Here is a 23,497-nt window from a genome sequence, read left to right on the forward strand (position 1 = left end):
TTCAATGACGGATTTCAATGACGGATGGGTATGACTGCTACCAGAATGCGTTGGCAGAGAGGGTGAACGGCATTTTGAAAATGGAATATCTCTTGCGAAAGCCTAAAGATGTAGCTCAAGCAAGAAAAATGGTCGCTGAGTCAGTAGAAATCTATAATCAGATGAGGCCTCATACAGCGCTAAAATACAAAACGCCCGATGAAGTACACCGAGCGTTTTAACTAAAAAGTGTCAACCCATATCAGGACGGGTCACAATTTGAAGCTTAGCTAGCTTGGCGAGCCTTAAACTCCTTCACCTGCGCTTTGTATTTATCCAGTCGGGTGGGTGTGAGTAGGTTGCGTGCATCATCTAAGACATGACCACCAAGATCGTCCGCAATTTGCTGCGCCGTTTTAAGCATTAACTTGAAGTTCTGCTCTTCATCGCCATAGCAAGGTAGTGTCATAAAGAACGAAATACCTTTTGTACTAAACTCAGCAGGATCATCATGCTTGAGAGTACCGGGTTGCATCATATTAGCGACACTGAACAACACTTTACCTGTACCGGACAAATCGGTATGACGATGGAAAATATCCATTTCACCATAAAGCAAATCATGCTGCTGCATGCTATCGAAGAGCTTAGTACCAACAAATGCCTCTTCACCTGCGCAATGCACATTCAGCACGATAACTTCCAACTCTGGCTCTGCAGGTTCTTCGCTAGTCAACGGTGCTGCTTCTGGGGCGCTCTCAGGTTTGATATCTTGCTCTATTTCCGTGATTACCGGTGCAGGTTCAACTTCATCCACTACCAAAGCAGACATAGGCGGCACATCTTCGACAATCTCTTTAATCTCAGGCGTTAGCTCACGATTTGACGCCGATTCAGGCAAATCGCCAGTTAACGGGTCCGCCACTAGAGAATCGCTAATCAGTGGATCTGGAGCAAATGAGTCCGTTGCCAATTCAGGCTCTTTGCGCTCTTTACGGATAATCTCAAAATCATCTTCCGGAGCAAAGCCACGCTCTGAGCTGCGGTCAGAGATCTCGTCGGCTTCCGCATCAAGCTTCCCTAATGGCTTGTCTCCAAATTTTGACTTGCCTTCTTTTTTACTCGTCCATAGACCGTGGAATAACAACGCGGCGATGGCTAACGCGCCAACCACGATAAGTACGAATCGCAATTCCTGCATTTTTTGCTCTCATTTGCTTAGCGGCAAACACTCTGTGGGCTCACAGCCAAGTTGATTAAACCTGTTTGCTTATAACTTTACCAAAGTTATCCTAGGTTTTAGAACAAATTAATGTGAGAAGTTCCCACAATCTTGTGATTTTGGACACGCTTCTTTTCTTGTTAAGATAGAAAAAGGTCGTTTTCTACTCAAATAAAGCTCTTATGACAAATTACACAACATCACGTTCTGGCTTCGGCTACTTCTTCCACGGTATCGAACTGGCATTAAGTCCAGGCATTCGACGCTTTGTTATTATGCCGCTAATGGCAAATATTATTTTGGTCGGTGGCGCACTGTTTTATCTGTTTTCTCACCTAGATAGTTGGATTACTCAGTGGGTGGGACAACTGCCTGAGTTTCTTTCTTGGCTCAGCTACCTCCTATGGCCACTACTCGTATTGACCATTTTAGCCACCTTTTCTTATTTCTTTAGCACGCTTGCCAACTTCATTGCAGCGCCTTTTAACGGTTTACTGGCTGAAAAAGTCGAAGAACACCTCACTGGACAAAAGGTAAATGAAGACGGAATTATGAGCGTGGTTAAAGACACACCGAGGATCTTAGCTCGTGAGTGGCGAAAACTGGTTTACGTTTTACCTAAAGCCATCGGTCTATTTCTACTATTACTTATTCCGGCATTAGGGCAAACATTGGGGCCGGTATTGTGGTTTATTTTTACTGCCTGGATTCTTGCCATTCAGTACTGTGACTATCCATTTGATAACCATAAAGTCAGCTTTAATGATATGCGTTACAGTTTGAAACAAAAACAAGGTAAAGCGTACGGCTTTGGAGCTCTAGTCAGTCTATTTACTACTATCCCGATCCTCAATTTGATCGTCATGCCGGTAGCGGTCTGCGGGGCGACCTCTATGTGGGTCAACGAATTTAAGAAGTAGAACAACGAGAAGGGCTGCAAAGAGTAAAACTCGGCGCACCCTCTTTTCAAACCAAGCTTAGAGGCTTTCACTCGGCATTTTAAATAAGATATAACTTTTTAATCCTTCTCTCATTTTTCGAAAAGCCCTAATCTTAAACCCACTTACTTAATCAATGTTTGCGCGGTCAGAATCTGACAGACGAGCAAATAGCCATCTTATGAAGGACCAGACAATGAGCAAAATCTACGAAGACAATTCACAAACTATCGGTAACACTCCCCTAGTTCGCTTAAATAAAGTGGCGAAAGGTAACGTACTCGCGAAAGTTGAAGCTCGTAACCCAAGCTTTAGTGTTAAATGTCGTATTGGCGCGAACATGATTTGGGATGCAGAAAAACAAGGCAAACTTAAACCAGGCGTTGAACTGGTTGAGCCAACCAGTGGTAACACTGGTATTGCTCTAGCATTTGTTGCAGCAGCGCGCGGCTACAAGCTAACGCTAACCATGCCTGAGTCAATGAGCCTTGAGCGACGTAAACTACTTAAAGCACTTGGTGCTAACCTAGAGCTCACTGAAGCGGCTAAAGGTATGAAAGGCGCGATTGCTAAAGCAGAAGAAATTGTCGCAAGCAACCCAGATAAGTACCTACTGCTTCAGCAGTTTGACAACCCAGCGAACCCTGAAATTCACGAAAAAACCACAGGTCCAGAAATTTGGGAAGCAACAGATGGCGCAATCGATGTGTTAGTTGCTGGTGTGGGTACTGGTGGCACTATCACTGGGACAAGCCGTTACATCAAAGGTGAAAAAGGTAAAGCAATCACTTCAGTTGCGGTTGAGCCAGCTGAGTCTCCTGTTATTGCCCAAGCACTGGCCGATGATGCAATTCAGCCTGCGCCGCACAAAATCCAAGGTATCGGTGCTGGATTTATCCCTGGCAACCTCGATCTAGAGCTACTAGACCGTGTTGAAGCGGTGACTTCCGACGAAGCGATTGCGATGGCTCAACGCCTAATGGAAGAAGAAGGTATCCTAGCCGGCATTTCTTCTGGCGCAGCTGTAGTGGCAGCCAATAGAATCGCAGAACTACCTGAATTTACAGGAAAAACAATTGTAGTCGTTCTGCCAAGCTCTGGTGAGCGTTACCTAAGTACGGCGCTATTTGCAGGCATCTTTACTGAAAAAGAGAACCAACAGTAATACGTATCCAAATCAATTTTTCGTCTAAAAAAGCCCCATTCAGGGGCTTTTTTGTTGATCCTAAACACACCTTTGGTAATATCAGCAATGTTTTATTTTTGGCTTCAAAATAATATTGCCAAAACAGTATCTAAGTGGTGGTGATTGTGTTAAAAGTTACAATCATTGCTACAGAAATTTGTAACCAAAGTCAGCTTTGATGAATTTCATTAGTCTGTTTAATGGAACACTCTAAGAGAAGTCGCTAAGCTAAGTTTGGTTAAAATACTATCTAAAATATAAATTAATTGGGGTATACAAAATGTACGAGAAGCAAGTTGAAATCACTGCAGAAAACGGTCTTCACACTCGTCCTGCTGCGCAGTTCGTTAAAGAAGCTAAAGCTTTTGATGCTGACATCACTGTGACTTCAAACGGCAAGAGCGCTAGCGCGAAAAGCCTTTTCAAACTACAAACTCTAGGTCTAGTTAAAGGCACAGTAGTTAAAATTTCTGCTGAAGGTCCACAAGCTCAACAAGCTGTTGACCACCTAGTTGCTCTAATGGATCAGCTACACTAATCCGGTATCCTATTTTCAAAGCCATTTTGTGTAAACAGAATGGCTTTGTTGGAAATAGGCCCTAACATAAGCTAAACATTAACGTTAGCACATCAAATTTTCTCCAGTTTAAAGTTGACCATTTTAAGGTAAGGCTATGATTTCAGGCATCCTAGCATCTCCGGGTATTGCTATTGGTAAAGCACTACTACTTCAAGAAGATGAAATTGTCCTAAATACAAACACAATCTCAGACGATCAAGTAGAAGCAGAAGTTCAGCGTTTCTTTGACGCTCGTAACAAGTCATCAGCTCAGCTTGAAACTATCAAGCAAAAAGCACTTGAAACCTTCGGTGAAGAAAAAGAAGCGATCTTTGAAGGTCACATCATGCTTCTTGAAGACGAAGAGCTAGAAGAAGAAATCCTAGCACTGATCAAGAACGACAAACTGTCTGCTGATAACGCAATTCACACTGTGATCGAAGAGCAGGCATGTGCACTAGAATCTCTAGACGACGAATACCTAAAAGAACGCGCAACTGACATCCGCGATATCGGTTCTCGTTTCGTTAAAAATGCACTAGGCATCAATATTGTTTCTCTAAGCGATATCGACCAAGAAGTTATCCTAGTAGCTTACGACCTAACTCCATCTGAAACTGCACAAATCAACCTAGACTACGTTCTAGGCTTCGCTTGTGACATCGGCGGTCGTACTTCTCACACTTCAATCATGGCTCGTTCTCTTGAACTACCAGCAATCGTTGGTACTAACGACATCACTAAACAAGTGAAGAACGGCGACATGCTAATTCTTGATGCGATGAACAACAAAATTGTTATCAATCCATCAGAAGAAGAGCTAGCAGAAGCAAAAGCGGTTAAAGCGGCATTCCTTGCTGAAAAAGAAGAGCTAGCTCAACTTAAAGACCTACACGCAGAAACTCTAGACGGTCACCGTGTAGAAGTTTGCGGTAACATCGGTACAGTGAAAGACTGTGACGGTATCATCCGTAACGGCGGTGAAGGTGTTGGTCTGTACCGTACTGAATTCCTATTTATGGACCGTACTGCACTTCCAACTGAAGAAGAGCAATACCAAGCTTACAAAGAAGTTGCTGAAGCAATGGAAGGTCAAGCGGTAATCATCCGTACTATGGATATCGGCGGTGACAAAGATCTACCATACATGGATCTACCAAAAGAGATGAACCCGTTCCTAGGCTGGCGTGCAGTACGTATCAGCTTGGATCGTCGTGAAATCCTACGTGACCAACTACGTGGTATCCTACGTGCATCTGCACACGGCAAACTACGTATCATGTTCCCAATGATCATCTCTGTTGAAGAAATTCGTGAGCTTAAGAAAGCTATCGAAGAGTACAAAGCAGAGCTTCGCGCTGAAGGTCATGCTTTCGATGAAGAAATCGAAATCGGCGTAATGGTTGAGACTCCAGCAGCTGCTGCAATCGCACACCACCTTGCAAAAGAAGTGGCGTTCTTCTCAATCGGTACTAACGACCTAACTCAGTACACGCTAGCGGTAGACCGTGGTAACGAGATGATTTCTCACCTATACAACCCACTATCACCAGCAGTACTAACTGTGATCAAACAAGTGATTGATGCTTCTCACGCTGAAGGTAAATGGACTGGTATGTGTGGTGAGCTAGCAGGCGACGAGCGTGCTACATTGCTACTACTAGGTATGGGTCTAGATGAGTTCTCAATGAGCGGCATCTCAATTCCTAAGGTTAAGAAAGTAATCCGTAACTCTAACTTCGCTGAAGTTAAAGCAATGGCAGAAGAAGCACTTTCTCTACCAACAGCAGCAGAAATCGAAGCAGTTGTAGAAAAATTCATTGCAGAAAAATCTAAATAATCTGCATAGCTAATCTAGTTGAACGGTCGCTATAGATTGCGATAACGGAGAAACAGTAGGTTGAGAATGGTCTATTCTTAACCTATTCATCACCAAGTCATCGCATATTTGTTGGCGTTTTGTGGCGCTAAAATCATTCGTCTATTCGACTAGATTGGTATACTATATTGCGAAAGAATAAAACTAAACGTTAGGAGCATGACACAATGGGTCTGTTTGACAAACTTAAGAAGCTAGTATCTGATGACAGCGCTGATGTTGGTGCAATCGAGATCATCGCACCTCTATCTGGTGAAATCGTTAACATCGAAGATGTGCCAGATGTAGTTTTCGCTGAGAAAATCGTTGGTGACGGTATCGCTATCAAACCAGCAGGCGACAAGATGGTAGCTCCTGTAAACGGCACTATCGGTAAGATCTTCGAAACTAACCACGCGTTCTCTATCGAATCTGACGACGGCGTTGAGCTATTCGTTCACTTCGGTATCGACACTGTTGAACTAAAAGGCGAAGGCTTCAAGCGTATCGCTGAAGAAGGTCAAACAGTTAAAGCTGGTGACACTATCATTGAGTTCGATCTAGCACTTCTAGAAGAGAAAGCTAAGTCTACTCTAACTCCTGTTGTTATCTCTAACATGGACGAAATCAAAGAGCTGAACAAGCTTTCTGGTGCAGTAACTGTTGGTGAAACTCCAGTTCTACGTGTAACTAAGTAATTATTACTTAGCTAAACGAAAAAACGCTGCCAATGGCAGCGTTTTTTGTATCTAGAGCAATCAAACCTTACAAGCCAAGCGCGTATTTCAGCACTTGCTGTTTTAACGGTCCTGTTTTATCGGCAAGTTTAAGTGCCGCGTTGCGCAGCAGTTTCAGTGGCGCGACATCATTGCTAAAGCCTTTATAGAACACATCCATTCCCGATTGCATCAAAAGGTTATCACCGCGGCGCTTACGTTCATAACCGGCTAACAACTCAGCGGTTAATGATTCACCTTGCGTAACTTTTAATAGCGCATCGACATCTTTAAAGCCTAGGTTCACACCTTGACCAGCAAGTGGGTTAATCGTATGGGCAGAATCCCCCACTAGAATGCAGCGATTTTTCACGTATTGCTGAGCATGACGACGAGTCAGTGGAAAGCTACCATGCTGAAGAACCGTAATATCTCCAAGCTCAGCAGGGAAATTAAGTAAGATTTCTTCGCGTATTTGCTCGTTCGACATCGCGCTTAGCTGCTTAATACGCTTTGGTGAGTCATACCACACCAATGAACCTTGCTGACCACACAGCGGTAAAAATGAACGCGGTCCAGTAGGGTTAAACTGCTGCCAAGTAATATCTTGCTGCTCAAGTTCAGTCGCCACATTGATCAACATACAATGCTGACGATAATCCCACGCAGTAATTCCGATACCTGCTTGCTGACGCACTTGCGAATTAGCTCCATCCGCCCCAATCACCCACTCAGCAGAAATTTTCGCCCCTGAAGACAATTCAATCTCAACGCTCTCAGCAAATTCAAGTGAAGCCAACGCATCAGGGCAAATCACGGTAAGATTCGGGTATTGTTCAAACTGTGCCCATAAACCAAGTTGAATTAATCGGTTCTCGATAATGTAACCCAGTTGTTCAAGACCCAACTCATCAGAATGAAAGCGAGTACGGCACTCAGGGTGCTCCCAAGTTTCCAGACGACGATACGGGCACACACGAGTGGCTTGAATCGCTTGCCATGCGCCAAGCTCTTCGAGAATTTGTACCGAGTGATGTGAGATTGCCGAAACACGAATATCCATTGGTTGTTCCGCCGAGTAAGCCTTTGGTGCCTGCCCCTCAATCATTACAACCTGTCTGCCTTGCTTAGCAAAACCCAGTGCAACAGCAGCACCGACCATGCCACCACCGATCACAGCAATATCGAATTTGTTCATTTTTTACACGTCATCATCTTGATTTGTGGGTGAATTTTCATTGTACGTATTGATTACGAAAATGTAACTAAAAACCTTATCCACATAAGGGGCAAAGCCCTTATATATTCGGGCTTTGACTGATTTTACCACAACACTAGTCAGGTGCTTTTTAAAGCAGTACAATACGCCGCTTACCGCCGAGAAGGCGGCACGCTCAAGTGCTAAATTATGGTTACTTGGGTATATAATTTGAACTATAGCGATAAAAGTAGTTCAGCCAATTTTAAGATTTAACACGAGCGAAAGTGAGATGAGTAAGAAACTGCTAATTAAAACTTGGGGCTGCCAGATGAACGAATACGATTCATCGAAAATGGCCGACCTGCTTAATGCTGCAAATGGCTATGAGCTAACAGAAGACCCTGATGAAGCAGATGTACTTCTACTTAATACCTGTTCGATCCGTGAAAAAGCACAGGAAAAAGTGTTCCACCAACTTGGCCGTTGGAAAACACTTAAAGATAAAAAAGCCGGTGTGGTAATCGGCGTGGGTGGCTGTGTAGCGACTCAAGAAGGTGATCACATCCGTGAACGCGCCCCATTTGTTGACGTTATCTTCGGTCCACAAACGCTACACCGTCTTCCAGAGATGATTAAACAGTCGCAAACCAATGAAGCGCCTGTTATGGATATCTCATTCCCTGAAATTGAAAAGTTTGACCGCCTACCAGAGCCGCGCGCTGAAGGTGCAACAGCATTCGTTTCAATCATGGAGGGCTGTTCTAAATACTGTACTTACTGCGTAGTACCATACACTCGTGGTGAAGAAGTTAGCCGCCCAATGGATGACGTACTTTACGAGATCGCGCAACTTGCAGAGCAAGGCGTACGTGAAGTAAACCTACTGGGTCAAAACGTAAACGCATACCGTGGTCCAACACACGAAGGCGATATTTGTTCATTCGCTGAACTGCTGCGCCTTGTGGCATCTATCGATGGTATCGACCGTATTCGCTTTACCACTAGCCACCCACTTGAGTTCACTGACGACATCATCGCTGTGTACGAAGACACACCAGAGCTTGTGAGCTTCCTACACCTGCCAGTACAAAGTGGTAGTGACCGCGTACTAACCATGATGAAGCGTCCTCACACGGCAATCGAGTACAAATCTATCATCCGTAAACTGCGTAAAGCACGCCCTGATATCCAAATCAGTTCAGACTTTATCGTTGGTTTCCCAGGTGAAACAGATAAAGATTTCCAAGACACAATGAAGCTTATCAAAGACGTTGATTTTGATATGAGCTTCAGCTTTATCTTCTCGCCTCGTCCAGGTACACCTGCGGCTGATTACCCATGTGATCTAGCTGAAGATGTGAAGAAAGAGCGTCTATACGAACTGCAACAAACCATCAACGCACAAGCAATGCGCTACTCTCGCCTAATGCTAGGCACAGAGCAACGCGTACTGGTTGAAGGTCCATCGAAGAAAAACCTAATGGAGCTTCGTGCACGTACTGAAAATAACCGTGTGGTTAACTTTGAAGGCAGTGCAGACCTAATTGGTCAGTTCGTTGATGTTAAGATTGTTGACGTATTTGCTAACTCACTCCGTGGTGAGCTAGTGCGCACAGAAAAAGATATGGATCTTCGTAGCGTAATTTCACCAACGCAAATGATGGCGAAAACGCGTCGCGAAGACGAGCTAGGTGTTGCAACCTTTACGCCATAAGCTCGTATAAAGCCATCGGAGAGCTGGTCGTTATCAGCTCTCCATTGTATGGCAACAATGAGAGGTAACTTTGAGCAATAAAATCGTAACTCTAGAAATCAATCTAGAACCTGCCGACAACCGCCGTTTAGCAAGCCTGTGCGGTCCATTCGATGACAATATCAAGCACTTAGAGCGCCGCTTAGGTGTCGAAATCAGCTACCGAGGCAACTTCTTCACTATCGTGGGTAAACCACATACCTCTGCCGCTGCGCTTGAAATTATTAAAACCCTTTACGTTAACACCGCCCCTGTTCGTGGTGACATTCCGGATATTGAACCGGAAGAGATCCATCTTGCGATCAAAGAAACGGGCGTTCTTGAGCAAGATGCTCAAGCCGAGTTTGAACACGGCAAAGAAGTGTTCGTAAAAACCAAAAAAGGTGTAATCAAGCCGCGCACGCCAAACCAAGCTCAATACTTGGTGAATATGGTTACTCACGATATCACCTTTGGTATTGGTCCTGCGGGTACTGGTAAAACTTACCTTGCGGTAGCAGCTGCGGTTGATGCGCTTGAGCGTCAAGAAATTCGTCGTATTCTACTGACTCGTCCAGCGGTAGAAGCGGGTGAAAAACTTGGTTTCTTACCGGGTGATTTAAGTCAGAAAGTCGACCCTTATTTACGCCCACTTTACGATGCGCTGTTTGAAATGCTCGGTTTTGAGCGCGTTGAGAAGTTGATTGAACGCAACGTGATTGAAGTCGCGCCACTGGCTTACATGCGTGGTCGAACACTTAACGATGCCTTTATCATTCTCGATGAGAGCCAAAACACCACGGTAGAACAGATGAAAATGTTCCTCACGCGTATCGGCTTTAACTCGCGCGCCGTGATTACCGGTGACGTAACCCAGATTGACTTACCACGCGGAGCAAAATCAGGTCTGCGCCATGCGGTTGAAGTACTGAATGAAGTTGATGAGATCAGCTTTAACTTCTTCCAATCTGATGATGTGGTACGCCACCCTGTGGTTGCGCGCATCGTCAATGCGTATGAGAAGTGGGAAGCACAAGATCAAAAAGAGCGTAAAGAGTTTGAAAAGCGCCGCCGCGAAGAACGCGAGGCGAAACTCCTCGAAGCACAGAAAGCTGAACTCACTTCAGCACCGGAGAACAAAGAGTAATGACAATCGAACTCGATCTACAATTGGCAGTCGAAAATGAAAGCGGTCTGCCTAGTTTCGATGAAATTCACTCATGGCTAAGCAATGCTATTGCGCTATTCCAAAAGGAAGCGGAAGTGACGGTGCGTATTGTTGATGAACAAGAGAGCCACCAGCTAAATCTCGAGTATCGCGGTAAAGATAAGCCGACCAATGTGCTTTCTTTCCCTTTTGAGGCACCTCCGGGGATTGAAATCAATTTACTTGGCGATTTAATCATCTGCCGCCAAGTCGTTGAGCAAGAAGCGATTGAGCAAGATAAGCCTTTATTAGCACATTGGGCTCATATGGTTGTACATGGCAGCTTGCATCTGCTAGGTTATGATCATATCGAAGACGACGAAGCTGAAGAGATGGAGTCGCTCGAGACAGAAATTATGCAAAAGATGGGATTTGAAGACCCATATATTGCTGAAAAAGAGTAACTTAGGTTACTTGGCGGCATACAAAGCCAGAGACATTAAGAGCTTTGTATCCCATGTGTGCTATCACACTTCTGATAGCGTTATTGTAATGAGACACAATGAACGAAGACAATTCGCCCTCATCTGTAGAAGGTAAGAAAGAAAAATCTGAAGGTCCGAGTAGAAAGTCCTTCTTTGAACGCCTAGGTCAATTATTTCAAGGTGAACCAAAAGATCGCCAAGAGCTTGTCGATGTAATTCGCGACTCAGAAGTAAATGACCTGATTGACCACGACACTCGCGACATGCTTGAGGGTGTTATGGAAATCGCCGAAATGCGTGTGCGCGACATTATGATCCCGCGTTCGCAAATGGTTACAGTTGAACGCACAGATAATCTAGATGCACTAGTGGCATTAATTACTGACGCTCAACACTCTCGCTACCCTGTGATCAGCGAAGACAAAGACCATGTGGAAGGCATTCTGCTAGCGAAGGACCTACTTAAGTACCTTGGTTCAAACAGCTCAGAGTTCGACATTGAACAAGTGATCCGCCCTGCTGTTGTTGTTCCTGAAAGCAAGCGTGTAGACCGCCTACTCAAAGAATTCCGTGAAGAGCGCTACCATATGGCGATCGTTGTGGATGAATTTGGTGGCGTATCAGGTCTTGTAACCATTGAAGATATCTTGGAAGAGATCGTTGGTGACATCGAAGATGAGTTCGACGATGAAGAAGAACTGGATATCCGCAAGCTAAGCAAGCACACTTTTGCTGTCAAAGCCCTAACCACTATTGAAGAGTTCAACGAAACCTTCGGGACTTCGTTCAGTGATGAAGAAGTGGATACGGTGGGTGGTTTGGTTATGACTACATTTGGTCATCTCCCTACTCGTGGCGAAGTTGTAGAGATCGAAGGCTACAGCTTCAAAGTAACTGCTGCAGACAACCGCCGCGTTGTACAACTGCAAGTTACTGTGCCAGATGAAGAGCAGTTCACTCAACCGATCGAAGAATAATCCACCATTCTTCTCAATAAGAATATACGATGATTAGTAATCTAGTTCATCGCCTCAAGCGGCCCCTAGGGGCCGCTTTTGTTGGCGCTCTAACAACGTTCGCATTTGCACCTTATCAAATTTGGCCACTGACCTTTGTCAGTGTCGCTGCACTGCTGTGTTTAATTCACCGTCAATCGGCAAAACAAGCCGCTTGGATTGGTTACGCGTGGGGACTCGGTCAGTTTGCAACCGGCATCAGTTGGGTGCATGTCAGCATCGACAACTTCGGCGGCATGCCAAAAATAGCCAGTGTGTTTTTAATGACGCTCTTGGTTGGCTACCTCGCGATCTACTCTGCCCTTTTTTCCGGGCTACTCAATCGCTTTGCCCCGCAAAACAATCGCACCCGCTTTTTTATTCTCGCCCCGGCTCTGTGGCTAATATGTGACTGGCTGCGCGGCTGGGTTATGACAGGCTTTCCATGGCTTTGGCTTGGATACAGCCAAATAGACTCACCTCTGGCAAGCTTTGCGCCAATTGGCGGTGTCGAACTAGTGACTATGCTGGTTGTGCTCAGCGCTGCTGCGATAAGCTATGCGCTGGTCAATAAACACTGGCTAACCTTAATTGTTCCAGCTGTTATCCTTGCAACCGGCTTTGGCTTAAGAAATATCAACTGGGTACAACTCAACCCAGAAAGCACCACTAAGGTTGCACTGGTGCAAGGCAATATTGAACAAGCGCTTAAGTGGGTACCAAGTCAGCGCTGGCCGACCATTATGAAATACATCGATCTCACGCGCCAAAACTGGGATGCCGATATTATCATTTGGCCAGAAGCAGCAGTGCCTGCGTTTGAGTTTGAGATAAGCTCATTTCTAAGCAATCTTGACAGCAATGCCAAAGCGCAAAATAGTGCCGTGATCACCGGTATCGTCAACCAAGATGAGCAACGCCGTTTTTACAATAGTATTCTTTCTCTTGGCGCGACCTCTTATGGTGATTACCACTACGATCTCGATAAACGCTACCATAAGCATCACCTGCTGCCATTTGGTGAATTTGTGCCATTTGAAGATATCTTGCGTCCAATCGCCCCCTTCTTCAATTTGCCGATGTCATCATTTAGCCGAGGAGATTTCATCCAGAGTAATATCGATGCCAATGGCAAGCAGCTCGCGCCAGCACTGTGCTACGAGATCATTTTTGGTGAGCAGGTGCGTGAAAATATTACCGATGAGACAGACTTTATTTTAACACTGTCTAATGATGCTTGGTTTGGACGCTCTATCGGACCGCTGCAACATATGGAGATTGCCCGCATGCGAGCGCTGGAGTTTGGTAAGCCTGTCATTCGCTCTACCAACAATGGAGTTACCGCAGTCACCGACTTTAAAGGCAAGATCACCGCACAGTTACCGCAATTTGAAACTGGCGTGCTACGCACACAAGTGACATCGACCGTCGGACAAACGCCTTATCACGGTGTAGGCAGTTGGCCTCTGTATCTTTGGGTTGCATTTTGTCTACTGCTGACATGGCGAATGAGAAAGTCAGCATAAATCGAATAAAGGGCTCGAGTGAGCCCTTTTGTACATCTGTTGGTTGTTAAGGTTTCAGAGCTCGACGAGAAAACGCTTTGTGCCCACATTGCGTACACGGGATAATCACTGTTGGATGGTTGTATTGAGTTTGGTGCCCACATTCATCACACACCAAAGTGCCTAAGCCAATCACCTCGCCAGCTTCATATAAGCCTTGATGCTCTAAATCAGCAAATAGCTCTACCCATTCAACTTTGGTTCTGTCAGTAATATCGAGTAAACCTTGCCAAATGGAATCTGCCACCATGAGGTAGAAGGGACCTTTTTTTGACTCTTCGTAGTTATTGGCAAATTCTTTTAAGTCTGATTTAACGTAAGCTGAGATCAAAGCCAGCTCATCTTTGGTCATGTCATTGGCCGCATCAACATATTTACCTGAGGTTTCTAGCACATGGTTAACCTCATCCGGACTATGTTTGAGCGCTTCAACAACATCATCAAACATATCTTCATAACCTGCTTTCTGTTTAGGCATAGCCACCCCCTTGCGATTTTCACTCACCGAAGGACTTAAATTCAGTCTTATCAACTGTAAAAAGCCCTAAACACTCACTCTCAATGACTCTGGAAGAGAGATAAAGCCGCCAACATTGCCGCAAACTCAAGGATGAAGAGTGTTGGCTATTGTTGAACCTTGCTCCTTTATGTATTCTATGACGATCTATTATTGTCTGTTCTAACTGAACTCACACTTTCCAAGATAACCGGATACCATCGATGCAAGAGCAATATAACCCGCAAGATATTGAACAGAAGGTTCAACAGCACTGGGACGACAACAAGACCTTTGTTGTAAGTGAAGACCCAAATAAAGAAAAATTCTACTGTCTATCAATGTTCCCGTACCCAAGTGGTCGACTGCACATGGGTCACGTGCGTAACTACACCATCGGTGATGTGGTATCTCGTTTCCAACGTCTACAAGGCAAAAACGTAATGCAACCTATCGGTTGGGATGCATTCGGTCTTCCAGCAGAAAACGCAGCTGTTAAAAACAACACAGCACCAGCGCCTTGGACATACGAAAACATCGAATACATGAAAAACCAGCTTAAATTGCTAGGTTTTGGCTACGACTGGAATCGTGAATTCGCAACATGTACGCCTGAGTACTACCGTTGGGAACAAGAGTTCTTCACTAAGCTTTACCAAAAAGGCCTAGTGTACAAGAAGACATCTTCAGTGAACTGGTGTCCAAATGACCAAACAGTTCTTGCTAACGAGCAGGTTGAAGACGGCTGCTGCTGGCGCTGTGACACACCAGTTGAGCAAAAAGAAATTCCACAGTGGTTTATCAAGATCACTGAATACGCTCAAGAGCTACTTGACGATCTAGACAAGCTAGAAGGCTGGCCTGAAATGGTTAAGACCATGCAGCGTAACTGGATTGGTCGTTCTGAAGGCGTTGAACTTAAGTTTGCAGTAAAAGGTCAACAAGACCTAGAAGTGTACACAACTCGTCCTGACACGCTAATGGGTGTGACTTACGTAGGTATTGCAGCAGGTCACCCTCTTGCAACGCTAGCAGCTGAGAACAACCCTGAGCTTGCGAAGTTCATCGACGAATGTAAGAACACTAAAGTTGCTGAAGCAGAGCTTGCGACAATGGAGAAGAAAGGTATGGCAACGGGCCTTACTGCTGTTCACCCATTGAACGGTCGTGAAGTACCTGTGTATGTAGCTAACTTCGTGCTAATGGATTACGGCACAGGCGCAGTAATGGCCGTTCCTGCACACGACCAACGTGACTACGAGTTCGCAACTAAGTACGGTCTAGACATCGTGCCAGTGATCAAGCCAGTTGACGGCAGCGAGCTAGACATCTCTGAAGTAGCATACACAGAGAAAGGTGTATTGTTCGATTCAGGTGAGTTCGACGGTCTAGAATTCCAAGCAGCATTCGATGCTATCGCAGCGAAGCTAGAAGCAGAAGGCAAAGGCACTAAGACGGTTAACTTCCGTCTACGTGACTGGGGTGTATCTCGTCAACGTTACTGGGGCGCACCAATCCCAATGGTAACCACTGAAGACGGTCAAGTTCACCCAGTACCAGCAGATCAACTACCAGTTATTCTGCCAGAAGACGTGGTAATGGATGGTGTTACTAGCCCAATTAAAGCTGACAAAGAGTGGGCGAAAACCACTTTCAACGGCGAGCCTGCGCTGCGTGAAACGGATACCTTCGATACCTTTATGGAATCTTCTTGGTACTACGCACGTTACTGCAGCCCACAAGCTGATGACATCCTAGATCCAGAAAAAGCAAACTACTGGCTACCAGTAGACCAGTACATCGGTGGTATCGAGCACGCTTGTATGCACCTATTGTACTCGCGCTTCTTCCACAAACTGCTACGTGACGCGGGTTACGTAACGTCTGACGAACCATTCAAGCAACTACTATGTCAAGGTATGGTTCTAGCAGATGCGTTCTACTTTGAAACCGAAAAAGGTGGCAAAGAGTGGGTTGCTCCAACAGACGTGAAAGTAGAGCGTGACGGTAAAGGTCGCATTACTTCTGCCGTTGATAGCGAAGGTCGCAACGTTGAACACTCAGGCATGATCAAAATGTCTAAGTCGAAAAACAACGGTATCGACCCTCAAGAGATGGTAGACAAGTACGGTGCAGACACAGTACGTCTATTTATGATGTTCGCATCACCGGCTGACATGACACTTGAATGGCAAGAGTCTGGCGTTGAAGGCGCTAACCGCTTCCTAAAACGTGTGTGGAAACTAGTGAAAGAGCACACATCGAAAGGCGCAGCAGAAGCAGTAGATGCAGCGGCACTTTCTGGTGAGCAAAAAGCTCTTCGTCGTGACGTTCACAAAACAATTGCAAAAGTGAGTGATGATATTGCTCGTCGTCAAACGTTCAATACTGCAATTGCAGCGATCATGGAACTGATGAACAAGCTAGCGAAAGCACCACAAGAATCTGTACAAGATCGTGCAATCCTTGATGAAGCGCTAAAAGCAGTTGTTGCAATGCTGTACCCAATCACTCCGCATATCTCATACGAACTATGGGCTGCGCTAGGTGAAGCAGACATCGACAATGCAGTATGGCCAACGTTTGATGAGAAAGCGCTAGTTGAAGATGAAAAAACTATCGTGGTTCAAGTTAACGGCAAGCTACGTGCAAAACTAACGGTAGCGGCTGACGCAACGAAAGAACAAGTTGAAGAGCTTGGTCTGAATGACGAAAACGTTACTAAGTTCACTGACGGTCTAACGATTCGTAAAGTGATCTACGTACCAGGTAAGCTACTAAACATCGTAGCAAACTAATCCTGCTCACTCTATTTTAGTGAGCAAGCGCTAAACATAAGATACTGTTTAACCAGCCTTTAGCTTGGCGCGATAGAATAATAAACAGGGTAGCACTTCTACCCTGTTTATTTATCTCAAGCTATTTATTGCAAAGCAGTAATGAGTGGCTTTAGATAAATAACCAATAACAGAGAGCCGTACGTCAATGCGTCTATTTTCCCTATCCTCTATTAAGTTGACTAGTGTTGTACTTGCAGCCAGTCTTTTGACTGCTTGTGGATTTCATTTACGAGGTGACTATTCCATTCCGGAAGAACTCGATACCATGTCACTGACAAGCTACGACCAATACAGCACCTTTACGCGCATGATGCGTGCGCAGTTGCGCATGAACGAAGTAAAAGTTGTGCCGCCATCTGCCTCTGTACCTAACCTACATTTGCTCGGCGAAAGTGTTGGTGAGCGAACTCTGTCGTTGTATCAAAATACCCGTGCAGCAGAAAAAGAACTTACTTTCCGCGCTTCATACCGAGTGACTATCCCTGACTTAGGATCACGTGAGTTCTCTACCAGTGTAACGCGTAGCTACTTAGACAACCCACTGACTGCTTTGGCAAAATCGGTCGAACGCGACATGATTGAAGACGAAATGCGCAGCCTTGCTGCAACGCAAATTGTTCGTCAGATGGCGCGCCTTAAAGCGGATATCGAAGCTGGCACAATGATGACCGGTCAAGAGCTTGATGAGCAAAAAGCGCTAGAGCGCGCTCAAGAACAAGAGCAATACCAGATCCAAACCATCGAAAATAACACCAACTCTCTTGATATAGAGCAACCACTGCTTGAGCAATAAGAGATAGTAATGCGTATTTTTGCTGACCGCTTAGCGGATCAACTGAGCAAACAGCTCCACCCTATTTATCTGTTGTTTGGCAACGAGCCGCTGCTTCTACAAGAATCACGTCAAGCCATTCAACAGAGCGCCAAGCAACAAGGTTTTGATGAAAAACATCGCTTTGCCATTGATAACAGTTTTGACTGGAACTTAGTCTATGACTGCTGCCAAGCACTAAGCCTTTTCTCATCACGCCAACTGATCGAACTTGAGTTGCCAGAGGCTGGTGCTAACGCAGCCATTGCCAAAGAGCTACTCAATGTGGCTGAGATGCTTCATCCAGATATTCTATTGGTTGTGGTTGGTACTAAGCTGACCAAAGCACAAGAGAGTGCTAAGTGGTTTAAAACGCTCAGCAGCCAAGGCTGCTGGGTCAACTGCCTATCACCAGATCTGCAGCGTCTCCCTCAGTTTGTCCAAGCCCGTTGCCGCGCACTCGGCTTAAAGCCGGATGCCGAAGCCGTGCAGATGCTGGCACAATGGCACGAAGGCAACTTGTTTGCCCTAAGCCAGAGCCTTGAAAAACTCGTTCTTCTCTATCCTGATGGGCAACTGACGTTAGTGCGCTTAGAGGAATCTCTCAGCCGCCATAACCACTTTACTGCGTTTCATTGGATTGATGCGTTACTCGCTGGCAAAGGTAACCGCGCCCAACGCATCATCCGCCAACTTGAAGCTGAAGGGGTTGAGATCGTCATTCTCGTGCGCACCTTGCAAAAAGAATTGATGCAACTTTGGCAAATGCAGCGACAAGCCAGTAGCAGCTCTATTGCGCAAGTCTTCGATAGCTATCGTATTTGGCAAAACAAGCGACCACTCTATGCTGCTGCACTGCAACGCTTAGATTGCGCGCGCCTGCAAACTTTGATGCAACTTTTAGCTCAAGCTGAAATCTTAAGTAAAACGCAATACGAACAATCGAGTTGGCCACTATTACACCAACTAAGTGTTGAGCTTTGCTTGCCACAAGTGAAGCTATAAAAAGCGTGTTATAATCCGCCACCCAATTTAATTCCAACAACTGCGGCACGCTCTATGTGTCATTGAGGATACCAATTTGCTACACCAACAACTCAACGCATTTTTAGTAGACAAAGTCGACGATATGAAAGCACAAGATATCCAAACTATCGATGTGCAAGGCAAATCTAGCATTACAGATTTCATGATCGTGTGCACCGGTACTTCAAAGCGTCATGTTGCTTCTATTGCTGATCATCTTGCTCGCGAAGCCAAACTGGCAGGTCTTGAACCGCTCGCAGTATCAGGTGAAGACGATGGTGAATGGGTTGTAGTGGATATGGGCGACACTATCGTGCATGTGATGCAAGAAGAGCAGCGCGAAATGTACCAGCTTGAGAAGCTGTGGGGCTAAAGCGATGAAGATACAGTTGATCGCCGTTGGCACCAAAATGCCAAAATGGGTGGAAGAAGGCTTTCAGGAATATCGCCGCCGCTTCCCGCATGATATGCCATTAGAGCTGGTTGAAATTCCAGCTGGCAAACGCGGTAAGAATGCCGACATTGCAAGAATTCTGCAAAAAGAAGGCGAAGCTATGTTAGCAGCCGTGCCTAAAGGCGCAAGAATTGTTACGCTCGATATTCCCGGAAAAAAATGGGACACACCGCAACTTGCCGAGCAGCTAGAAGCCTGGAAGTTAGATGGTCGTGACGTATCAATCCTTATCGGTGGTCCTGAGGGCTTAGCGCCGGCGTGCAAAGCTGCTGCTGACCAAAGCTGGTCATTATCAGCCCTGACGTTACCTCATCCCCTAGTACGTATTGTGATGGCGGAAAGCCTTTATCGTGCTTGGAGCATTACTGCTAATCACCCATATCATCGAGAATAAGCGTCAATGTTACGGAAGCGCACCAAAATCAGAGACTATCAAGAAGAATCGCGTTTGTTCGCCAGTCGCGCAATCGTTGCTTTTCTTGGTATTGTCGTGATGATGGGTCTACTGATCGCCAACTTGTACAACATTCAAGTCAATCAGTACCAAGACTATAAAACTCGCTCTAACGATAACCGAATCAAAATTGTGCCAATCGCACCCAATCGCGGTCTAATCTACGACCGCAATGGCGTGCTGTTGGCAGAAAACCGTCCGGTGTTTAGCCTTGAAATCACCCCAGAGAAAATCAAGGACATGGATGATACGATTGCTCGTCTGCAGCAAATCATCACCATCACCTCAGAGCAAGTGGAGCGCTTCCAAAAAGAGCGCCGCCAAACTCGACGCTTTAAATCTGTACCTATTTTAACCCAACTTAGCGAAGAGCAAGTTGCCAAGTTTTCCGTTAACCAGCATAAATTCCCTGGGGTAACGGTTAATGCCAACCTTAAGCGCTATTACCCTTATGGTGAGGTGCTAACCCACGTTATCGGCTATGTATCACGTATCAACGATCGCGACATGCAGCGCCTGATCCGTGAAGAAAAAGATGCCAACTATCAAGCCACACGCGATATCGGTAAACTTGGTATTGAGCGCTACTATGAAGATCTTTTGCACGGTACCGCTGGCTATCAAGAAGTTGAAGTGAATAGCCGTGGACGCATTATCCGTGTGTTGAAATATGTGCCACCAGTTCCTGGTAAAGACATCGTCCTCAACCTTGATATTGATCTACAGACATATATTCATAATTTGCTTGCCGGACGCCGTGGCAGTGCAGTGGTACTCGACCCGCACGACAACGGCGTGCTGGCGATGGTCTCTAGCCCGAGCTATGACCCAAATGCCTTTGTACATGGCATTTCAGGCAAAGCATATCGCGCGCTACTCAATGATAAAAACCGTCCGCTGGTGAACCGAGCGACGCTGGGGATCTATCCTCCAGCATCAACCATCAAGCCGATGATAGCAGTTGCCGCTCTTACCGAAGGAGTTATCACGCCGAACACGACGCGTAATGACCCTGGCTACTGGAAGATACCAAACTCAAAAACCAAACCATTCCGAGACTGGTTACGTTGGGGACACGGCAAAGTTGACGTGATTAAGTCAATTGAAGAATCTGTCGATACCTTCTACTACCAAGTCGCTTACGATATGGGTATCGACCGTATCTCGCAGTGGATGATGATGTTTGGTTTTGGTGATTACACCGGTATCGATATCCACGAAGAGAGCAAAGCCAATATGCCAACCCGTGATTGGAAAATGGCGCGTCACCGCACGCCATGGTATCAAGGTGATACGATTCCTGTCGGGATTGGGCAAGGTTACTGGACCGCAACCCCAATGCAGATTGCCAAAGCGACTTCTGTGGTGGTAAATCATGGTAAGGTCATCGCGCCGCACCTGCTGCGTGCTACGATTGAAAATGGCGCCGAGTTTAATACCAATTCGATGGCAGAAATCGTCACTTATCCACCAATCGATAACGTAAAAGAGCGCTATTGGGATATCGCAATTGAAGGGATGCGCCTTGTAAACCACGGTCGAAAAGGGACTGCCCGACGCGCTTTTGCCGATGCAAAATATGTTACGGCAGGTAAATCAGGAACAGCGCAGGTTTTCGGTCTTGGTGAAGATGAAGAATACAACGCTGATGAAATCGCAGAGCACTTGCGTGACCACGCTTTGTACACCGGTTTTGCGCCACTTGATGATCCACAATTAGTGGTGACAGTGGTACTTGAAAACGCTGGTGGCGGTTCAAGTAATGGTGCCCCTGTTGCACGCAGAGTGTTTGACCACGTATTACTAGAGAAAAATATAGTTAAAAACAAGGAAGAGTAATGGACTTTGCCCAAGCTACTGGCCAGAACCGATCGCTGTTTGAACGTTTCCATATCGACTTACCCCTACTGCTAGGAATCCTAGTTTTAATGGGGTTTGGCTTAGTGGTGATGTACAGCGCAAGCGGCCAGAGCTTTGCCATGATGGATCGCCAAGCGATGCGTATGGGGCTCTCTCTGGGCGTGATGATTCTCCTTGCTCAAATTCCACCGCGTACCTATGAGACACTTGCGCCGCTGATGTTCTTTGTTGGCGTACTTCTGCTGCTTGGGGTACTGTTTTTCGGTGAGGCATCCAAAGGGGCACAGCGCTGGTTAAACCTTGGTTTTGTGCGCTTTCAGCCATCAGAGCTGTTAAAGCTCGCCGTTCCTCTAATGATCGCAAGATATATTGGCCGTCGCTCGCTTCCACCATCCTTTCAAACGATTGTGATGTCCTTGGTGATGGTGTTTGTACCAACAATTTTAATCGCTAAGCAACCTGATCTTGGCACATCTATCTTGATTGCGGCATCAGGGATTTTCGTTATCTTTCTTGCTGGCATCAGTTGGAAAATCATCTTCGCTGCGGTAGTTGGCCTTGGCGCATTTTTGCCCGTGCTATGGTTTTTCTTGATGCGCGAGTATCAAAAGGTACGTGTACGCACCTTATTCAACCCTGAATCAGATCCACTCGGCGCCGGTTATCATATTATCCAAAGTAAAATCGCCATCGGGTCAGGCGGCGTTGCCGGCAAAGGCTGGCTACAAGGTACACAATCGCAATTAGAGTTTCTCCCAGAGCGTCACACTGACTTTATCTTCGCCGTTATCGCCGAAGAGTGGGGATTAATTGGAATATTGATTTTACTTTGTCTGTATTTGTTTATTATTGGGCGCGGGCTTGTTCTCGCAAGCAGAGCACAGACGGCATTTGGACGCATGATTGCGGGCAGTATCGTGTTAAGCTTTTTTGTTTACGTGTTTGTAAACATTGGTATGGTAAGTGGTATTCTCCCTGTTGTGGGTGTTCCGTTACCTTTAATTAGTTACGGCGGTACCTCCATGGTTACCTTAATGGCCGGCTTTGGTATTTTGATGTCTATTCATACTCATAGAAAAGCGTTTTCGAAGGCAAATTAATGAATAAATTACAAAAATTAGCAGCACTTGCACTGATTAGCAGTGTGATTGTTGGTTGTTCTTCTGCGCCTAAAGAAAACGAAACTGAAACTGCAAAAGAAACAACACCAACGACACCTACCCTGTCTAAATCAGACCGCTATCAAGAAGAGCGCTACGATCTGAAACATGACGTCGCTCCTGAACAGCCGATGTCTGTGGAACATATTGAGGAAATCACCCCTCAATACGAACCATACAGCTTAGGCGGTAACCGAGATTACACCGTGCGAGGCCAACGCTACCATGTGATTAAAGATGCCAACGGTTTTAGACAAAAGGGACAAGCGTCTTGGTATGGTAAAAAATTCCATGGTCACCTGACATCAAATGGTGAAGTGTACGACATGTATTCGATGTCTGCCGCGCACAAAGAGCTGCCTCTACCAAGCTATGTCAAAGTCACCAATACCGATAATGGTAAAAGCACCGTTGTACGCGTCAATGACCGTGGACCTTTCCATCCTGGTCGTATTATTGATTTGAGTTACGCGGCTGCAACCAAATTGGATGTGATCAAGACAGGTACGGCGAATGTGGAAATCGAAGTTCTCATGCCAGAAAAACCAACGGCAGAGACTAAGCAACAAGCCTTACCTAAGTTCCAAATTCAAGTTGCCTCCTCACAACATAAAGATCGCGTGGAAACTTTAGCGCAAGATCTTGGTCAAAAGCTCTCAGTGGCGAGCTTTGTAAACTCAGAAAATGAGATTCATCGTGTGATCTTAGGCCCATTTGATGACTATGCCCTGACGCAAAAAACGTTAGAGCAAGTTAAACTATTGGGCTATTCGAGCGCCTTCGTCAGAAAAAATTAGATTCCCATGCATTCAG

21 protein-coding genes and 1 pseudogene are annotated in these 23,497 nt (G+C 45.7%); 19 read left to right on the top strand and 3 right to left on the bottom strand.

The window, feature by feature from the left end:
* Positions 1-14 precede the first annotated feature (14 nt).
* Positions 15-221: pseudogene (locus tag DPF93_RS12185) on the top strand (integrase core domain-containing protein); the annotation flags it as partial.
* Between the two features lie 44 nt (positions 222-265).
* Here DPF93_RS12185 and zipA read toward each other — a convergent pair.
* Positions 266-1,180 (bottom strand): cell division protein ZipA, encoded by a 915-nt coding sequence (zipA, locus tag DPF93_RS12190; RefSeq protein ID WP_114766435.1) that lies wholly within the window; start codon positions 1,178-1,180, stop codon positions 266-268.
* 203 nt (positions 1,181-1,383) lie between these two features.
* Between zipA and cysZ the strand changes: the two genes are divergently transcribed.
* The 5 genes from cysZ (at position 1,384) to crr (ending at position 6,440) form a co-directional block, all read left to right on the top strand.
* The gene (gene cysZ, locus DPF93_RS12195) at positions 1,384-2,121 is read left to right on the top strand and encodes a sulfate transporter CysZ (protein WP_114766436.1); all 738 of its coding nucleotides are present in this window, start codon (positions 1,384-1,386) and stop codon (positions 2,119-2,121) included.
* Positions 2,122-2,335: 214 nt separating this feature from the next.
* Positions 2,336-3,304: a cysteine synthase A gene (cysK, locus tag DPF93_RS12200; protein ID WP_114766437.1), complete on the top strand. Its 969-nt coding sequence runs from the start codon at positions 2,336-2,338 to the stop codon at positions 3,302-3,304.
* A 301-nt stretch (positions 3,305-3,605) separates the two neighbouring features.
* Complete coding sequence (locus tag DPF93_RS12205) at positions 3,606-3,863, top strand: HPr family phosphocarrier protein (protein WP_005593570.1); 258 nt, start codon at positions 3,606-3,608, stop codon at positions 3,861-3,863.
* A 136-nt stretch (positions 3,864-3,999) separates the two neighbouring features.
* Complete coding sequence (ptsI, locus tag DPF93_RS12210; RefSeq protein ID WP_114766438.1) at positions 4,000-5,724, top strand: phosphoenolpyruvate-protein phosphotransferase PtsI; 1,725 nt, start codon at positions 4,000-4,002, stop codon at positions 5,722-5,724.
* Positions 5,725-5,930: 206 nt separating this feature from the next.
* Positions 5,931-6,440, top strand: a complete 510-nt coding sequence (gene crr, locus DPF93_RS12215; protein WP_075651122.1) for a PTS glucose transporter subunit IIA — start codon at positions 5,931-5,933, stop codon at positions 6,438-6,440.
* Between the two features lie 67 nt (positions 6,441-6,507).
* Here the strand turns inward: crr and DPF93_RS12220 are convergent, their stop codons facing one another.
* Positions 6,508-7,656, bottom strand: coding sequence for a 2-octaprenyl-3-methyl-6-methoxy-1,4-benzoquinol hydroxylase (locus DPF93_RS12220; protein WP_114766439.1), 1,149 nt, complete (start codon positions 7,654-7,656; stop codon positions 6,508-6,510).
* A 292-nt stretch (positions 7,657-7,948) separates the two neighbouring features.
* Here DPF93_RS12220 and miaB point away from each other — a divergent pair, with 292 nt between their 5' ends.
* The 5 genes from miaB to lnt all read left to right on the top strand — a co-directional run bounded on the left by miaB (position 7,949) and on the right by lnt (position 13,544).
* On the top strand, positions 7,949-9,373 hold the full coding sequence (gene miaB, locus DPF93_RS12225) for a tRNA (N6-isopentenyl adenosine(37)-C2)-methylthiotransferase MiaB (RefSeq protein ID WP_114766440.1): 1,425 nt from the start codon (positions 7,949-7,951) through the stop codon (positions 9,371-9,373).
* A gap of 70 nt (positions 9,374-9,443) precedes the next feature.
* A complete protein-coding gene (locus tag DPF93_RS12230) occupies positions 9,444-10,538 on the top strand; it encodes a PhoH family protein (RefSeq protein ID WP_114766441.1) in 1,095 nt (364 codons plus the stop codon).
* On the top strand, positions 10,538-11,002 hold the full coding sequence (gene ybeY / locus DPF93_RS12235) for an rRNA maturation RNase YbeY (RefSeq protein ID WP_114766442.1): 465 nt from the start codon (positions 10,538-10,540) through the stop codon (positions 11,000-11,002). The genes DPF93_RS12230 and ybeY overlap by 1 nt, the downstream gene beginning before the upstream one ends.
* A gap of 98 nt (positions 11,003-11,100) precedes the next feature.
* Positions 11,101-12,000, top strand: a complete 900-nt coding sequence (gene corC / locus DPF93_RS12240; protein ID WP_114766443.1) for a CNNM family magnesium/cobalt transport protein CorC — start codon at positions 11,101-11,103, stop codon at positions 11,998-12,000.
* Positions 12,001-12,029: 29 nt separating this feature from the next.
* Complete coding sequence (lnt, locus tag DPF93_RS12245; protein ID WP_114766444.1) at positions 12,030-13,544, top strand: apolipoprotein N-acyltransferase; 1,515 nt, start codon at positions 12,030-12,032, stop codon at positions 13,542-13,544.
* A gap of 46 nt (positions 13,545-13,590) precedes the next feature.
* Here lnt and DPF93_RS12250 read toward each other — a convergent pair whose 3' ends face one another.
* Complete coding sequence (locus DPF93_RS12250) at positions 13,591-14,061, bottom strand: zinc ribbon-containing protein (RefSeq protein ID WP_114766445.1); 471 nt, start codon at positions 14,059-14,061, stop codon at positions 13,591-13,593.
* 242 nt (positions 14,062-14,303) lie between these two features.
* On the opposite strand from DPF93_RS12250, the gene leuS reads away from it, so the two are divergent.
* The 8 genes from leuS to DPF93_RS12290 all read left to right on the top strand — a co-directional run bounded on the left by leuS (position 14,304) and on the right by DPF93_RS12290 (position 23,481).
* Positions 14,304-16,877, top strand: coding sequence for a leucine--tRNA ligase (gene leuS / locus DPF93_RS12255; RefSeq protein ID WP_114766446.1), 2,574 nt, complete (start codon positions 14,304-14,306; stop codon positions 16,875-16,877).
* A 187-nt stretch (positions 16,878-17,064) separates the two neighbouring features.
* Positions 17,065-17,712, top strand: coding sequence for an LPS-assembly lipoprotein LptE (locus tag DPF93_RS12260; RefSeq protein ID WP_114766447.1), 648 nt, complete (start codon positions 17,065-17,067; stop codon positions 17,710-17,712).
* Positions 17,713-17,721: 9 nt separating this feature from the next.
* Positions 17,722-18,735 (top strand): DNA polymerase III subunit delta, encoded by a 1,014-nt coding sequence (gene holA, locus DPF93_RS12265; RefSeq protein WP_114766448.1) that lies wholly within the window; start codon positions 17,722-17,724, stop codon positions 18,733-18,735.
* Positions 18,736-18,811: 76 nt separating this feature from the next.
* Positions 18,812-19,129 carry a ribosome silencing factor gene (gene rsfS / locus DPF93_RS12270; RefSeq protein WP_114766449.1) on the top strand — a complete coding sequence of 106 codons (318 nt, stop codon included), beginning with the start codon at positions 18,812-18,814 and terminating at the stop codon, positions 19,127-19,129.
* 4 nt (positions 19,130-19,133) lie between these two features.
* Positions 19,134-19,604 carry a 23S rRNA (pseudouridine(1915)-N(3))-methyltransferase RlmH gene (gene rlmH, locus DPF93_RS12275; RefSeq protein WP_005447517.1) on the top strand — a complete coding sequence of 157 codons (471 nt, stop codon included), beginning with the start codon at positions 19,134-19,136 and terminating at the stop codon, positions 19,602-19,604.
* A gap of 6 nt (positions 19,605-19,610) precedes the next feature.
* Positions 19,611-21,503, top strand: coding sequence for a penicillin-binding protein 2 (mrdA, locus tag DPF93_RS12280; protein WP_114766450.1), 1,893 nt, complete (start codon positions 19,611-19,613; stop codon positions 21,501-21,503).
* Complete coding sequence (gene rodA / locus DPF93_RS12285) at positions 21,503-22,624, top strand: rod shape-determining protein RodA (protein WP_114766451.1); 1,122 nt, start codon at positions 21,503-21,505, stop codon at positions 22,622-22,624. The genes mrdA and rodA overlap by 1 nt, the downstream gene beginning before the upstream one ends.
* Positions 22,624-23,481 carry a septal ring lytic transglycosylase RlpA family protein gene (locus DPF93_RS12290; RefSeq protein WP_114766452.1) on the top strand — a complete coding sequence of 286 codons (858 nt, stop codon included), beginning with the start codon at positions 22,624-22,626 and terminating at the stop codon, positions 23,479-23,481. The genes rodA and DPF93_RS12290 overlap by 1 nt, the downstream gene beginning before the upstream one ends.
* The last annotated feature ends 16 nt before the right edge of the window (positions 23,482-23,497 follow it).

Source organism: Vibrio rhodolitus (assembly GCF_003350325.1).
GTDB classification, from domain to species: Bacteria; Pseudomonadota; Gammaproteobacteria; order Enterobacterales; family Vibrionaceae; genus Vibrio; species Vibrio rhodolitus.

Coding starts and splice junctions, on each gene's coding strand:
- zipA (WP_114766435.1), bottom strand. CDS start 1,180: ATGCAGGAATTGCGATTCGTACTTATCGTGGTTGGCGCGTTAGCCATC.
- cysZ (WP_114766436.1), top strand. CDS start 1,384: ATGACAAATTACACAACATCACGTTCTGGCTTCGGCTACTTCTTCCAC.
- cysK (WP_114766437.1), top strand. CDS start 2,336: ATGAGCAAAATCTACGAAGACAATTCACAAACTATCGGTAACACTCCC.
- DPF93_RS12205 (WP_005593570.1), top strand. CDS start 3,606: ATGTACGAGAAGCAAGTTGAAATCACTGCAGAAAACGGTCTTCACACT.
- ptsI (WP_114766438.1), top strand. CDS start 4,000: ATGATTTCAGGCATCCTAGCATCTCCGGGTATTGCTATTGGTAAAGCA.
- crr (WP_075651122.1), top strand. CDS start 5,931: ATGGGTCTGTTTGACAAACTTAAGAAGCTAGTATCTGATGACAGCGCT.
- DPF93_RS12220 (WP_114766439.1), bottom strand. CDS start 7,656: ATGAACAAATTCGATATTGCTGTGATCGGTGGTGGCATGGTCGGTGCT.
- miaB (WP_114766440.1), top strand. CDS start 7,949: ATGAGTAAGAAACTGCTAATTAAAACTTGGGGCTGCCAGATGAACGAA.
- ybeY (WP_114766442.1), top strand. CDS start 10,538: ATGACAATCGAACTCGATCTACAATTGGCAGTCGAAAATGAAAGCGGT.
- corC (WP_114766443.1), top strand. CDS start 11,101: ATGAACGAAGACAATTCGCCCTCATCTGTAGAAGGTAAGAAAGAAAAA.
- lnt (WP_114766444.1), top strand. CDS start 12,030: ATGATTAGTAATCTAGTTCATCGCCTCAAGCGGCCCCTAGGGGCCGCT.
- DPF93_RS12250 (WP_114766445.1), bottom strand. CDS start 14,061: ATGCCTAAACAGAAAGCAGGTTATGAAGATATGTTTGATGATGTTGTT.
- leuS (WP_114766446.1), top strand. CDS start 14,304: ATGCAAGAGCAATATAACCCGCAAGATATTGAACAGAAGGTTCAACAG.
- DPF93_RS12260 (WP_114766447.1), top strand. CDS start 17,065: ATGCGTCTATTTTCCCTATCCTCTATTAAGTTGACTAGTGTTGTACTT.
- holA (WP_114766448.1), top strand. CDS start 17,722: ATGCGTATTTTTGCTGACCGCTTAGCGGATCAACTGAGCAAACAGCTC.
- rlmH (WP_005447517.1), top strand. CDS start 19,134: ATGAAGATACAGTTGATCGCCGTTGGCACCAAAATGCCAAAATGGGTG.
- mrdA (WP_114766450.1), top strand. CDS start 19,611: ATGTTACGGAAGCGCACCAAAATCAGAGACTATCAAGAAGAATCGCGT.
- rodA (WP_114766451.1), top strand. CDS start 21,503: ATGGACTTTGCCCAAGCTACTGGCCAGAACCGATCGCTGTTTGAACGT.
- DPF93_RS12290 (WP_114766452.1), top strand. CDS start 22,624: ATGAATAAATTACAAAAATTAGCAGCACTTGCACTGATTAGCAGTGTG.